12 protein-coding genes and 1 pseudogene are annotated in these 14,702 nt (G+C 55.5%); 5 read left to right on the top strand and 8 right to left on the bottom strand.

Annotation, left to right across the window (positions count from 1 at the left end; translation table 11 throughout):
* The 8 genes from QZ377_RS09110 to QZ377_RS09075 form a co-directional block, all read right to left on the bottom strand.
* A partial coding sequence (locus tag QZ377_RS09110) for an FGGY family carbohydrate kinase (protein WP_291440849.1) occupies positions 1 to 103 on the bottom strand: 103 nt, incomplete at its 3' end.
* A gap of 231 nt (positions 104 to 334) precedes the next feature.
* A complete protein-coding gene (locus tag QZ377_RS09105) occupies positions 335 to 1,255 on the bottom strand; it encodes a DUF2333 family protein (RefSeq protein WP_291440842.1) in 921 nt (306 codons plus the stop codon).
* A 229-nt stretch (positions 1,256 to 1,484) separates the two neighbouring features.
* Entirely contained in the window at positions 1,485 to 3,314 is a 1,830-nt protein-coding gene (locus tag QZ377_RS09100) for an SLC13 family permease (protein WP_291440841.1), read from the bottom strand.
* 472 nt (positions 3,315 to 3,786) lie between these two features.
* Positions 3,787 to 5,199 (bottom strand): DUF4125 family protein, encoded by a 1,413-nt coding sequence (locus tag QZ377_RS09095; RefSeq protein WP_291440840.1) that lies wholly within the window; start codon positions 5,197 to 5,199, stop codon positions 3,787 to 3,789.
* Between the two features lie 10 nt (positions 5,200 to 5,209).
* Positions 5,210 to 6,145: a DUF4037 domain-containing protein gene (locus QZ377_RS09090; protein WP_291440839.1), complete on the bottom strand. Its 936-nt coding sequence runs from the start codon at positions 6,143 to 6,145 to the stop codon at positions 5,210 to 5,212.
* Positions 6,146 to 6,221: 76 nt separating this feature from the next.
* A complete protein-coding gene (locus QZ377_RS09085) occupies positions 6,222 to 7,088 on the bottom strand; it encodes a MerR family transcriptional regulator (protein WP_291440838.1) in 867 nt (288 codons plus the stop codon).
* A gap of 442 nt (positions 7,089 to 7,530) precedes the next feature.
* Entirely contained in the window at positions 7,531 to 7,797 is a 267-nt protein-coding gene (locus QZ377_RS09080; protein WP_291440837.1) for a hypothetical protein, read from the bottom strand.
* Positions 7,798 to 7,803: 6 nt separating this feature from the next.
* On the bottom strand, positions 7,804 to 8,901 hold the full coding sequence (locus QZ377_RS09075) for a hypothetical protein (protein ID WP_291440836.1): 1,098 nt from the start codon (positions 8,899 to 8,901) through the stop codon (positions 7,804 to 7,806).
* Between the two features lie 870 nt (positions 8,902 to 9,771).
* On the opposite strand from QZ377_RS09075, the pseudogene QZ377_RS09070 reads away from it, so the two are divergent.
* The 5 genes and pseudogenes from QZ377_RS09070 to QZ377_RS09050 all read left to right on the top strand — a co-directional run.
* Positions 9,772 to 10,020: pseudogene (locus QZ377_RS09070) on the top strand (BMC domain-containing protein); the annotation flags it as partial.
* Positions 10,021 to 10,044: 24 nt separating this feature from the next.
* Positions 10,045 to 10,368, top strand: a complete 324-nt coding sequence (locus QZ377_RS09065; RefSeq protein ID WP_365854765.1) for a BMC domain-containing protein — start codon at positions 10,045 to 10,047, stop codon at positions 10,366 to 10,368.
* 24 nt (positions 10,369 to 10,392) lie between these two features.
* Positions 10,393 to 11,871 (top strand): aldehyde dehydrogenase family protein, encoded by a 1,479-nt coding sequence (locus tag QZ377_RS09060; protein WP_291440835.1) that lies wholly within the window; start codon positions 10,393 to 10,395, stop codon positions 11,869 to 11,871.
* Between the two features lie 59 nt (positions 11,872 to 11,930).
* The gene (cutC, locus tag QZ377_RS09055) at positions 11,931 to 14,477 is read left to right on the top strand and encodes a choline trimethylamine-lyase (protein ID WP_291440834.1); all 2,547 of its coding nucleotides are present in this window, start codon (positions 11,931 to 11,933) and stop codon (positions 14,475 to 14,477) included.
* Between the two features lie 152 nt (positions 14,478 to 14,629).
* Positions 14,630 to 14,702 (top strand): 4Fe-4S cluster-binding domain-containing protein (locus tag QZ377_RS09050; RefSeq protein ID WP_291440847.1); only part of this gene is annotated, 73 nt, incomplete at its 3' end.

The following is a 14,702-nucleotide window of genomic DNA, read 5'->3' as shown; positions in this document are numbered from 1 at the left end:
ACTCCTTTTGCGCAACCTGCACAATATTGGCATCACGATCAAAAAGGATCGCGCGTGAGCTGGTTGTACCCTGGTCAAGGGCCAGTATGTAGCGTGAAGCCATAGTATTCCTCCGCTCGTGCCGTGAGCCTCTACCGTTTCACTCTTGAGTGCATGGTACACATCTCTGACCAGTTTGAACAGAAGCAGGTCATATGGACAGTATAACAAACAGGCCGCCGGTTAGCCGGTGCTGCAAGAGCAACCGGAACCGTGCGGCCTGTGCTACCGGACTTTCTCTCGCGGTAGCGCGAACCATTGCATCTCTAACTAAGCGTGATAGCGCCCTTCTGCCTTACATACGAATGCTGTTTCGGATGTCCTCCAGACGGGCCTTGGCAAACAGCAAGTAGGACAGGACAAGTTCTCCGGAATTGAAAGACGACGTGATATACAGCGGGTCATATTCACAAATCCGGTTCAGGTAGGACATGGCTGAAGCCATGTTTTCTTCATTATTCTTGGCTTTGATCTCAGGATAGAGGACATAAAGAGTATTGATGAAGTCACGCAGGACTAAAACGATTCCCTGAACTTCATAAATACGGTTATCAAGGGTATAGAAAGACATGTTTTGCGCGTTTTGCAAAAGACCGAGAGCATATCCGAGCAGGTTTTCTCCGGTTACCGTCACAAAAGAAGCGTACAGATCATCAGAGCGACAGTTATACACACCAGTGCCGTTGTCTAATGATTTTTTATAGTCACCAAGAAGTTTAAAGCCCTTTTTGTATGATCCTTCAGCAGAAGGAAACATAAAACTGCGCGGGTCAATGGCAAAGCTGTTAATGCGGGCCTTATACAAAAACTCACTTTCCCTGTCGCTGGTTCCCAGCTTGGCGATCTGGCTGGAATAAAGATCCAGCAGGAACCTGGTGGCGTGATACACCCCATACTGGCGATACGCCCGGTTATCCAGGATAAAGCGGTTGAAGACGATATCGTTGATGGTCCAGCCAAAGGTAGAATTAAGCTCGCGCTGCATCTGATGGGTGATGGCATCAAGCAGAATTTTACCTTTTTCGTTTTCCGGCAACGTGTCCGCAGCGGCAGGCAGAGCCATCGGCTCCGGAAAGGTCGTGGCGTCAATAAAGGAGTACGCACGCTGCAACCCCCACACGGCCACCAGAATGCCCAGAAAAAGACAGACTTGCACGGCCAGGGTTTTCAGCACAACTTGCAGCTTCAAAATGGGAGGAAGTGTCGGCAGTTTCATTGTTAGATCCTTGTATAAAATCAATCTTGATACGGTTTCATACAGGAATATATCCTATTCCCTCAAAGTACAAACAGGGCGGTTCCGGCCCCGGGTTTGCCTGTTACCCGACCATTGCCGGAAAGGACGCTCGTACCCACCGGCACGTTGTCATTATCCGCATAGTAAATGTCTGTGCAGGCGGCGGCAAGCCCGACCGGTATCAGACCTGCTGAGAAACTTCAAAAATTTAACGCAAATAAAACACCCAGCAAAAAAACATTGTCGCCAACAGCGCCAGCAGCAGCAGGGGCGCGCCCACCTTGGCATAATCCTTCAGGCTGTACCCGCCCGGCTCACGGACAAGCATGTGCACTGCCGAACCAAGGGGAGAAATAAATACCGCAGAGCAGGCAATAGCTACAGACATGGCGCAGGCCTGGGGACTGATACCCATTTTCAGGCCCACATCTACCGCCATCGGGGCTATCAGCATGGCTACCGCCGTGCTGGAAAGGCAAAAACCCAGCAGGGCCGTAATCATAAACAGCCCGGCCAGCACAGCAAAAGGACCCGCCCCGGATAAAAGCTGTATGAAGCCGTCGGAAACCAGAGAAATAATCCCCGACTTCTGCAGTGCAAGAACCAGCGGCAAGATTCCGGCGATCATGACAACGGTCTGCCAGTCTATCACCTCATAAATGGAGTTCAGCGGCACACAGCGCATGAGCACCAGAGCGGCAGTGGCGGCCAGAATGGCAGTTACCGGCGGCAGCAGGCTGAAAGCCATAAGCACCACCATAACAGCCATAATGATCATTGTAACTTTTCCCTTCTGCTTCGCGGGGATCACTTCTTTATAGTCCTGAGGCAATGTCAGCAGAAGGTACTGGCTTTTATTACGCTCAAGCCGCAGGATATCTTCCCACGCGCCACAGACCAGCAGGACGTCGCCGAACTTGAGAGGAATATCGGCCACATCTTCCGTCAGCGTTTCCCCTTTGCGGCGTATGCCGAGCACCATGCTCTGAAAGGTGCTTTGAAAAAGAGTTTCTTTCAGCGATTTTCCGATGAGCGTTGACTCCGGATTGAGCATTACTTCCGCAAGACCCACCACCTGGAAAAAATTTCTCCGCTTGGAGGCAGTAGCAGAAACCTGTTCCAGAGAAAACGTTTCTATAAAGGTGTGCAACTGGTTGGACGAGCCTATAACCATGAGAAGGTCTCCGGCCTGAAGCACTTTTTCGGGCTTTGCCGGTGTAATGGTACGCCTTCTGCCATTGCCGTCACTTTCCACAGCCAGCAAGGTAACTCCATACCGGGCGCTGAGTTGCATGCGCGCCACTGTACGGTCCACAAGATCTGAACCTTCAGGAATACGCAACAAAAACTGCTGCTTGTCGATTTTATGATGGCGCAGCAGATCGTCGATGGAAAGGCTTTTTTTGCGTTCTATCCGCGAGTCCTTGGGGGCCAGCATGTCTTGCCCGCAAAGCAGCATAAAGGCCATCGCCAGCAACAGTATGAGTATGCCAAAGGGCGTAAAGCTGAAAAACCCCAACGTTTCAAGGCCCCGTTCGCGCAAGATGCCGTTGACAATAATGTTGGGCGTAGTGGCCACCAGGGTCATCATGCCGCTGATAAGCGCGGCAAGAGCCAGCGGCATGAGCAACCGCCTGGGGTTGATGCGGGTTTTTTCCGCCACTGAAAGCGTAATGGGGATGAATATGGCGGCCGTGGCGGTGGAGCTCATGAACGCTCCCACAGAGGCTGCTGCCCCCATAATCATGAGCAGTAGCCTGCGTTCACTTCTGCCCCCGCGTCGAATGATCACCTCGCCTACCCGCTGGGCAATACCCGTATGGATAATGGCCTTGCCCACTATAAACATACAGCTGATAATAAGCACCGTGGTGCTGGCAAATCCGGATATGGCTTCCTGCACGGGCAATACGCCGCTGAGTGTCAGAGCCAGTATAATAAGAACGGCAACCACATCATTGCGCAGCGCGTTCGTTATGAGAAAAATAACAGCCACACCAAGAACTATAAGGGTGACAGTCATATCGTAGGTGAGCATAAAAAAACGTCTCCACAAAAAAATAGTGCGGCCCGATGAATCAACACCGGATCAAATTAGGCAGAAAATCAAATTACATGAAAATGCGGACAGACAACCGCCTTCATCTTGGAAGCGGCCAGATGAACCCCGTTCAGAGATAAAAAAGACGCTATTTGGAGTTTCTGTCTAAAAAAGACATTCCAGCAGCGTCTGATAATGACGGCGAACAGCGGCAAGGTCAATACGTACCGCAGCCGGCGTGGTGCCTGAGCCATAGCAAGGGACTATCGGGGGATACTTTCGTGGCAAAAAAAGCAGAAGCGTGCCCTGTCCGGTTCACAGGGCTAGCGGCAAGGCTTTACCCGGCAGTCGACAGCACTTCAGGACATTGGCAAGCCCGCTGCGGTGACGGCATTGCTTTTTCCAGCAGGGCGCGCCCGGAAACTCCCTGCGATATACTGAAAAACATAACATTAAATGCTGAAAAGCTTTAAACAGCGGCGGCCCGAACCGACGCCTCAAGCTCTTCAAGGCTGGATTTGCCCATAAGGCGGGCCAGGCATGTGTACCGCTCCATGGCTGTGTTACGTCCATCGTGCCGGGCATGTCGCAGATCCCGGGCATACAGGACGAGCGTGCCGGGCGAAAGGGTTTCAAGTTCGCAGCGAAGGTATTTTTTAAAAGCCCCCCGGCTATCAGGCACAATCACATTGGGGTATTTTGCAGAAGCATCACGCATGAAAACTTCTTCTGCATCCGCAATTTCATCCAGCAAGGGGCTTGCACTTAAAGGAGGCAGACGGTCATCCATGCGTGCGTATTTTTCAATCATGAAGTTGCGCCCCGCCAGTTCGGCATTGCGCAGATCATCAAGATACGAGGCAAGCGTGTCGGTGCTCAGAGGCTCATGGGCCATGCGCCTCATGACCCTGAAACTGTCCGGCCGCTGCTGGCAGAGGGCAGTTCCGCCTTCATTGGGTGTTGCCAGAAACATGACAAGCTCACGCTCGATAATTTCCGCCACCAGCGCTTCGCGCGCATCCTGCATAACGGGCTGCGACGCTGCAACTGGCTGCGCCCCCTGCTCAGACAAGGCCCGCCGGCACAGTTCAAGATTTTTTCTGTAACTTTCCGCTTCGGCGCTGCTGCCTTTACCCAGTTTTTCATAGCAAGCTACGGCTTCTTCAAGGGTACGGGCGGCCTCGGCCCACTGCCCGTCCGAAGCCAGGGCCACGCCCAGATTGCCTAGTGAAAAGGCAGTGTCCTCGTGCTCGCCGCAAACCTTCCGGCGCAGGGCAACGGCCTGCCGATGCCAGTCTATGCCCGCAGCAAGCAGGCCGCGCTCTTCATACAGGCGGCCCAGATTGTTCAGGCAGGTTCCCAGTTGCTGGTCCGGCAGCGTCCCGGACGTGCGGGCATGGTCTTCCCATATGCCTCTGGCACGTTGCAGGCACTGTTCCGCCCGGTCCCACTCTTTTCGGCGGTAATACACTGCAGAAAGGTGCAGCAACGCGCTGGCCAGACGGGGAGAATACGCACCAAAGGCCGACTCGCAAGCGGCAACGGCCTCCAGCCCCAGCGCTTCGCTCTTGCTGTAGTTTCCCGTTTCCAGCCAGAGATGGGCAAGATTCTGCATCAGATTCAAAGTTAAGGGAGAAGATAAACCGTACGCATCGCGCAAGAGGACGAAGGCTTCTTCCATAGCAGACACGGCCTCGGCTCCACGCCCCATCGCCAGCAGCACGCGGGCCGTAGCCTCAAGGGTCGTGGCGCGGCACAGAGGAGTATTGTCGCATGTGCGCAACAGCGTGCGTAGCCGCGCAAGGCTGTCTTCCGGGCAACCTTGAGCCAGAGGCTCCAAGGCAGCCTGCAAATCCCTGTTCCACTGTTCCTGCCCTGCCATACTCTCTCCTTCAGCCTTGCAGCATGTCCATATGAAGCAACTGGGGCTCCCGCACATGGCGCATGATCTGCGGGCCATGCGTCCAAAGCCAGTTGCCTGCATCTTCGCTCAAGCCCGTCTGCCGCAGATGCCGCGCAACGGCAGCACAAAAATCTTCCGCCACGCGTGCGGCTTCCATATCTTCCGCCCCGCGCAAAGGCATGGCCGCAAGACGGTTCACGGTCTGCGTCACCTCGACTCCCAGTATGGGCAGTGAGGTCGCAAGACGCGCGGCCCATTTATAAAAAGGCATGTAACGGGCATTGCACAGATACACCAGCGACAGCGCGGCCTCGGCAAAGCGGGCCACGCAGAACATGGCCGCCGGGCCATCGCCCCGCTGCAGACATCTGGGCAGATTGTACTGGCCCGCCTGCGCCATGACCATGCATCGCGCCGCCATCTTTTTCAGCCGTACATCATCGGGATAACCGGCCAGCAATGCCTTGCGCCGCCGTGTGAATTCCCCTGCTCCGTCTTCAAAAACCTCGCCATTGGTGCAGGCAGCCAACTGGTATTCGGGGATAGCCAGCCACTCCTGCCAGGTGGCCGGAAGCTCCGGCAGACCGGTGAAAAAGGCGTAAAAATCCTCAACAGCCAACGGCCCCACCCGGCCGAGGCGTTTCGCAGGCGCAAGCCTGCTGGCAAAGCCGCCAAAATGAGCGGGGAGGCGCCCCAGAGCCGCCTCTATACGTGGCGCATGGCGCTGCAACTCGGCACGCGGCAGCCACAGGCAAAAGGCCGGGCCGAAGTCATGATCACGGGAGGCGGCGTCATCGCAGCCAAAGCACTCAGAACCTTCCCCTACCAGCCCGATTGCGGCACGAGCCATGATATCAGAAATTTCTTCCCACAAAACAGGACGACAAGCGTGGTAAAATTCACGGGCCAGGGTCAATCCCTGCATGAGAACCTCCGGCTCTGCGGCGGACGCTTCAGAATTCAGGCCGTTGTGAAACAGATGGCACTGCTGCGCCAACTGTTCAGTCTGCCTCTGCCATAAGGCTGCGCACGTTTCCGGGGCGGCTGACTTTCACAAGCACCTCGGTAACAAAAAGCTCTTCGTGGTTGGTGGTCCAGAAGTCGGTCACGTAGCGCTCATACGAACCCTGATCGCAAATATAGTTGTTGGATGCGCACCAGCGCTGGATTTTTCTGTAGGTATCACGGATAGCCCCGTGCTCCCCGATATGATAGCAGCAGGCCGCGAGAAAGCCCCCGTACGGCTGCGTTTCTTCCGGCTGGCTGGGAAGAATGGTCTTTTGCAGAATCTGCACCTTCTGGGGTTCATCGTTAATGCGGTCTTCAATGGAAGAAAAGCGGATCATGACAGGCCCGGTGATGCTATTGCGCACCGACTCCACATAGTTGGTGAATTCCAGATTTATGATGGCAGATTTGATGTCGGATGAAAATGTCTGATCATGAAAGAGCAGGGCATCCGGCTGCACGTACTTTACCGACACACTGTGCAGACCATTTTCAAGTACCATTTCAGCCTCGTGCAGCAACTCAAGCCAGTCGCGCACCGAGGTGAGCCGAAGGTGCAATGTCCTCTCTTCTTCCCGAAGCCCTTCGATTTTTTTCATAAAAATTTTGCGCAAGGCCGTAAGCGAGGTATTACTGCCCAGTTCGAAGGCTTCGCGGATTTCACCAAGATGAAACCCCATCTGCTTGTAGTATTTCAGCGGCGGCACTGCCAGCAGGTCTTCCTGTGTATAATAGCGGTAATTGTTGGCTCCGTGCCGCTTGGATTCGATCAGGCCAAGATCGTCGTAAAAGCGCAGGGCTTTTTTCGAGATATTGGAAATCTCGCTCATCTGGCTGATGGAATATCTTCGTTTTGTCATGACAGTACCCGAAATCCTGTACAGAGGGGCAATAGGGGCGATGCCCGGCGGGATGACAGCCCGCGACCATTGGGATCACAGGCATATCGTCCTAAAAGCTGCAACACAGGCCCACTGTGCGGCGGCCGCCTTGCACGGGGAGGCCTCTCGCCTCCCCGTGCAAGCGCCTGTGCAGTTTACCCGGTTCTTCAGTCAACGCTTACATTTTTCAAAGAACCGTCAGGCAAACAGCTTACGTCAATAACCGATGATTATTCATCACTTTTTGTAAACCCGTCGAACCGGCATCTCTTTGCCCGGAGATGAACATGGACCTTTCAACGGGAGCTACGAATCCAAGTCTTCTCGCTATCCACAAGCGGTTCCGCCGTCAATATCAATGTCGACAGAACCGCCCGTGTCAGACACAGGGGCCGGGCATCCGGCGCCAACGCCAGAGACGTTAGTCCGGAATATAGCGGTTTATGGTAGCCGCACCGTCCGCATCAGCGCTGAAGTACATGCGCACTTCGCCCTGATCATCAAGTTCAAAACGCGATTCTACCAGCAGGCCGTTGGCAACCGCAGTCATGAGTGCAGTCAGAACGTCTTTTTTGTTAAAGGCGCGAAACGAAGCATACGTTCCCTTAAGGGCGCTCATAACATCTTCGGTGCAGGCTTCAGTCACGGTCGTCATATATTTAAGGATGGCATAGTTCAAAGGTCTCATGACGAATTACCTCTTCTTCCTGAAGAAATCCAACGGATTGACAGCGATAATAAAGATACCGACCACCATGATGACCGCGGCAATCCACACCAGGGGCGCCAGCGCATAGCCGTCAATACCGAACCACAGGCCGAGCACAAGCCAGCAGAAGAAGGGACCCCAGAACGAGAAGGCGCCGTTGCACGACATGCCAAGTCCGGTACCGCACATGGCGTTGCCCTTGTACCAGAGCATGAACGCAAAGTACGCGCCAAAGCCGGCTACGAGGAACCAGGGCATGGCGGCGGTATCGGTAAAGGCGGTCTTGATCATGAAAAAGGCGCTGTCGCCGCCGACAAGGGCGAAAAGGGGAACCAGAATGCAAAGGTTGGTCACAGCAGAGGTGACCTGGCGGATGGTGATGCCGATTTCAGGGTCAATCATGGAAGTGGCGTAACCGCCCACGCAGCCCTCAAGCCCCCAGCCGAAAGCGGCCAGAAAACCAAAGGTCAGGCCAAGAAAAAGGTTCGGTGGCGCGTTTTCGGCAAGGCCGGTGCTGCCGATCATGGCGCTGGCGGAAAAGCAGATGAAAATACCCAGAGCCATGCGGGCAGAAATCGCCTGCTTGAAAAGAATACGGCTCAGAATGGTCCCGATGGCCGGGCAAAGCGCGCTGATGGGCACAATGATAGACCCGGCGCTTTGCAGGCCGAGCACGTAGCAGGTGCTCGCCAGAGGCCCGCCGATAATAGCCACGCCAATAAGAATGGCGCCGGGTTTGGTGCGCAGGCAGCGGAAAAAGTCGCCCAGCTTGCCCTTGCCTATGGCAATAAGCACGGCCCAAAAAGCGCTGCAGGCATCAGTAACGGCCGCGCCCAGCGCCCCCAGAAGAAACATGACGGAAAAATCCGAAAGCCCCGACTCTCCCCCATACCACACGCCCCACACGCCCATGGTCATGGCCAGGGTCATAAAGGCAGTATAGGTGCCGTAAGAAACCCCCGACATGGTTGCGGTGAATACGCCGCGCCGCCTGAAGCTGCTCGTCAGTTTTGTTTTGGCCTCAAGGGCCGCCTCGGATCCGCCCAGGCCGGAAACCCCGGAGGGTTGTGCCGTGTGCTCCATGACCTACTCCTTCTCTGCACTGATAATATGGTGTGATATGGCGGAAAACGTCCTTGCCCCGGCAAAGCCGCTACGCCCAATTACTTCCACCATAAGCTTACCCCAAGCAGGAAGGTCAATAGAGTTCATAAAATATGACGCATAAAATTCCATTTTTTATTGACTGAGAAAAATCCTCAACAATTATGTTGGGCAACGCTTATGTGCCACCTCCCAACAAAAACATAACATGATGTATTTTATATGTATTTCAAAAAAATCAATCCAGTCTCTCAGTGCATACCCAAAGGCGTCATTGAAAAAAACAACTTGAGACACGCTGCTCAAAAATAGCGCTAACCCTGCCTTTTTCCTTTTATCCATCCCCTGCGCGGGAACTGAACAAGCCTTTTATTTGCGTGCATGCTCCAGGGTTCCCCAATGGGGATGTTTTTGTAACTCGATGATAAAACACTACTTATTCATAAAACATCCAATAGGCGCCACATAAAAACATACATAATGCCGAACCAGAAACGCGCTGCGTATCTTTGCAGAAACAGTCGCACTTCTACACAAATATCCTGAAAAACACTGTGCAATTGAACTGCGCAATCACCTGACAGGTTCCGCACAGGTTCCTCCCGCATGCGGCGGACCGTTCTTGTCTCAAAAAAAATTCCAGCAACACTGTTTATTCGCATATGGCTGATTTATTTGCCGAACAATAAAATAATCAAAAAAAATCTTATGAAACTGAAATTTTTATACCAAAAAATTCGAAAAGGCCTTGACCTTGCCCCATAGGGGAAAGGTTACAACGAAGATAAGAATTATTTTCACGGCCGCCAAGGTGGCTTGCGGCACAAATACGAAGCTCATGGAGCGTGTATGCTGTATGCAGGTGAGGAGGCCCTCGGCCTCATTGAAACGCTGGGGATGGTGCCTGCCATTTATGGGGCGGACAACATGCTCAAAGCTGCAGATGTAGAACTGATCGCTTACGAAAACGTCGGTTCTACCCTTGTAACCATTATGGTGAAGGGCGATGTGGCAGCCGTGCAGGCCTCTGTGGCCGCCGGGGCCGCAGCCGCAGCCACCATAGGCAAACTCACGGCGCAAAACGTCATGCCGCGCCCGGTGCGCGGGGTTGGCGGCATCGCCATGGCCCACGTTGTGGACTCCGTACCCGAGGACGATCCCGGCCTGCGCTCACTGGGCATGATCGAAACCTTTGGCATCGTCTATCTTATGGAAGCGGCTGACGCCATGATAAAGACGGCCGATGTGGAACTTATCGGCTACGAAAACGTGGCTTCGGGCTACTGTTCCGCTCTTGTCCAGGGTGACGTGGCGGCCTGCAAGTCCGCTGTGGAAGCTGGCGTCAAGGCCGTAAAAAATATGGGAGCCGACGTGTACAGTTCCTGTGTCATCCCCACCCCTCACCGGCATCTTGTAAAACTTGTACGGCGGTACGCCCTGGCCTAGCGGGCACAACCACGGAGCAGCATCATGATCGGCGACAAGGACCTCATATCTATACAGCAGGCGCGCATTCTGGCCGAAAATGCCATTGAAGCCGGTAAAAAACTGGCCGCTCTGCCACAAGAGAACCTGGACAGCATTGTTGAAGCCATGGCCGACGCTGTGGAAACGCATGCGCAGTCCCTTGCCGTCATGTGTCATGAAGAAAGCGACTGTGGCCGCTGGCAGGACAAAATGGCCAAAAACCTTTTTGTCTGTCGCCGGGTACGTCAGAGCCTGCGCGGCATGCGCTGTGTCGGCTACCTTGGCGGGCAGGAGCAGGAAGGCGTTTATGACGTCGGCGTGCCTCTGGGCGTCATTGTGGCCCTCTGCCCGGTGACCAGCCCTGTATCTACCGCCATCTACAACGTTCTGCTGGCTATCAAGTCCGGCAATGCCATAATTTTCTCCCTTCATCCCCGCGCTGTAGACAGCATGCGCCACGCCCTGAACATCATGATTGCCGCCGGGCAGGCCCACGGCCTGCCCGAAGGGGCCATATCCTATCTGGACATTGTGGCAAAAAGCGGCACGGAAGAGCTTATGCGCCACCCCGGCGTGGCCCTGGTTATGGTTACGGGCGTGCTCGGCATGTTCGCGTCTGCCCGCGCCAGCGGCAAGCCCCTTATCTATGGCGGCACAGGCAACGGGCCTGTTTTCATCGAGCGCAGCGCCGACATCCCTGCCGCCGTAGAGCATATTATCGCCAGCAAGACCTTTGATAACGGCCTGGCGCCTTCAGCCGAACAGTGCGTCATTGTGGATGGCTGTGTTGAGCGGCAGACCCGCCGGGCCTTTCAGGACAAGGGCGCGTACTTCATGACCGAGGCTGAGACGCAGGCCCTGTCACGGGTGCTCTTTCATGAAGATGGACGCCGCCACCGCCATATGGTGGGCCAGTCTGCGGCCGCCCTTGCGGCCAAGGCCGGATTTTCCATCCCTGCCGGTACAAGGGTGCTCATGGCCGAACGCAAGTATGTCACAGGCGAGGATCCCTACGTCAGGGAACTGCTCTCGCCCGTGCTTGGCTATTACGTGGAGCCTGACTGGATGCATGCTTGTGAGAAGTGCGTGGAACTGCTGCTTCAGGAGCGTCATGCGCAAACTCTGGCTATCCATAGCCGGGATGAAGAGGTCATTCGCCAGTTTGCCCTCAAAAAACCTGTGGCGCGCCTGCTGGTCAACACCGGTGCGGCTTTTGGCGGCATGGGCCTGACAACCAACCTTACCCCCGCCATGACGCAGGGCAGCGGCATTGCGGGCTACGGCATCACATCAGACAATATTTCGCCCATGAATCTTATTTATCGCAGAAAGATAGGCTATGGCGTGCGTGATCTCGCCCAGCTGGCGGATTTCACAGCACCGTCCGCTCCCGGCGGGGGCACGACCGGCAACGAGCAGAACTTTGACCTGCTCAGACGCGTACTGCGCGAGGCTCTGGGCACTCTGCCCCAGGCCCGCTGACCCCGGGCCACACACCAAGCCCGCAGGCCCTTCTGACCGCAGAATATGGAGGATAAAACGTGGATCTTCATGATTTTTCGAGTAAAATAGCGGAAGTGACCAAAAACCTTTCGCCTGAAGAGCGCGAGCAGTTGCGCAAGATTTTTGCCACTGTCACCCTGCCCGCCCAATCGGCCCCTGCCGCAGCGGCGCAGCCGTCTCCCGCTGCCCATTCCGGCCCCGGCGTTCCTGAGGGTCCCACGCAGCGCCATGTGCTGCTGAAAGAAAACTACCTCAAGCAGGTTCCGCGCATCACCATTCACCGCGCCCGCACAATCACCAAGATTGACAAAGAAAACCCCGGCATGCCGCGCATCCTGCTGCGTGCTACGGCCTTTCGCCATTGCTGCGAAAGCGCCCCGCTGGTTATCCAGGACCATGAACTTATTGTCGGCGCCCCTAACGGCGCGCCCCGCGCCGGTGCTTTTTCTCCCGAAATTTCCTGGCGCTGGCTCAGGGATGAGATGGACACCATTGACAGCCGCGCCCAGGACCCCTTCCACCTTGCCGAAGAAGACAAGAAAATCCTGTGTGAAGAAATCTTCCCCTACTGGGCGGGCAAGTCTGTAGACGAATACTGCGAAGCCCAGTACCGCGAAGCGGGTCTGTGGGAACTTTCGGGCGAATCCTATGTGTCCGACTGCTCCTACCACGCCCTCAACGGCGGCGGTGACTCCAACCCCGGCTACGACGTCATTCTCATGAAGAAGGGCATGCTGGACATTCAGCGCGAAGCCCGCGAACACCTGGCACAGTTGAGCTATGACCGCCCCGAGGATATCGACAAGATATACTTCTACAAGTCGGTCATCGAAACCACCGAAGGCGTCATGATCTATGCCCGGCGCATGTCCGAATACGCCGCCCAGCTGGCTGCCCGTGAAAACGATCCCAGGCGCAAGGCCGAACTGCTCAAGATTGCCGAAGTCAACGCCCGCGTTCCCGCCCATGCCCCCACCACTTTCTGGGAAGCTATCCAGGCAGTGTGGACCGTGGAATCACTGCTGGTTGTGGAAGAAAACCAGACCGGCATGTCCATCGGCCGCGTTGACCAGTATATGTACCCCTTCTACAAGGCCGATATCGAGGCGGGCCGCATGACGCCTTATGAAGCCTTTGACCTCGCGGGCTGCATGCTCATCAAGATGTCTGAAATGATGTGGCTCACCAGCGAAGGCAGCTCCAAATTCTTTGCCGGCTATCAGCCCTTCGTCAACATGTGCGTTGGCGGCGTCAGCCGTGAAGGACGCGATGCCACCAACGACCTGACCTATCTGCTTATGGATGCGGTGCGCCATGTGCGCATTTACCAGCCCTCACTGGCTACCCGCGTGCATAATACCTCGCCCCAGGAATACCTGAAAAAAATCGTGTCCGTCATCCGCTCGGGCATGGGCTTTCCGGCGGTACACTTTGACGACACCCACATCAAGATGATGCTGGCCAAGGGCGTCGATATTGAAGACGCCCGCGATTACTGCCTCATGGGCTGCGTGGAGCCGCAAAAATCCGGCCGCCTGTACCAGTGGACGTCCACGGCATACACCCAGTGGCCCATCTGCATCGAGCTTGTGCTCAACCGCGGCGTGCCCCTCTGGTTTGGCAAACAGGTTTGCCCTGACCTCGGCGACCTGAGCCAGTTCGACACTTTTGAAAAGTTTGATGCAGCCGTCAAGGAACAGATCCAGTACATCACCAAATGGTCCAGCGTGGCTACGGTCATCTCCCAGCGCGTTCACCGCGACCTGGCGCCCAAGCCGCTCATGTCCATCATGTACGAGGGCTGCATGGAAAAAGGCCGCGACGTGGCCGCCGGCGGCGCCATGTACAACTTCGGCCCCGGCGTTATCTGGAGCGGCCTTGCAACCTACGCCGACTCGATGGCTGCCATCAAGAAGCTCGTGTACGACGACAAAAAGTACACCCTGCAGCAGCTTAACGAGGCCCTTAAGGCCAACTTTGAAGGCTATGACGCCATGCTGGCCGACTGCCTTGCCGCGCCCAAGTACGGCAACGATGACGACTATGCCGACGATATCGCCGCGGACCTCATCGCCTTTACCGAGCGCGAGCATCGCAAGTACCGGACACTCTATTCCGTCCTGAGCCACGGCACGCTGTCCATTTCCAACAACACGCCCTTTGGTCAGCTCCTGGGCGCTTCGGCTGGCGGCCGCAAGGCATGGCAGCCGCTTTCCGACGGCATCAGCCCCACGCAGGGTGCGGACTACAAGGGTCCCACGGCCATCATCAAGAGCGTGTCCAAGATGTCCAACGACAACATGAACATCGGCATGGTGCATAACTTCAAGCTCATGCCCGGGCTGCTGGATACCCCCGAAGGCGAACAGGGCATTATCACCCTCATTCGCTCTGCCAGCATCCTTGGCAACGGTGAAATGCAGTTCAACTATCTGGACAACAAGACCATGCTTGAAGCCCAGCAGAACCCCAAAGACTACCGCGACCTTGTGGTCCGTGTGGCGGGCTACAGCGCCTTCTTTGTGGAACTTTGCAAGGACGTGCAGGACGAAATCATCAGCAGAACTGTGCTGCGCCACTTCTAGACCGGATGCGGCACATGCCGCGCCCCCTTTTTTCTCGTGGAGGGGGCGCGGCAAAATGAAAGATAACGATAGACAGCGCGGTGCAGCGCCTACAGCAGGGTGTTATCGTGATTGAAAGAAAAGCCAGAGTTTTCAACATACAAAAATACAATATGTATGACGGACCGGGCATACGCACCCTGGTGTTTTTCAAAGGCTGCCCCCTGCGCTGCCAATGGTGTTCCA

It is taken from the genome of Desulfovibrio sp. (assembly GCF_019424165.1).
Classification (GTDB): Bacteria; Desulfobacterota; Desulfovibrionia; order Desulfovibrionales; family Desulfovibrionaceae; genus Desulfovibrio.
Note: the sequence above shows the minus strand (reverse complement) of the source record. Positions and strands in the feature narration are given on the sequence as shown.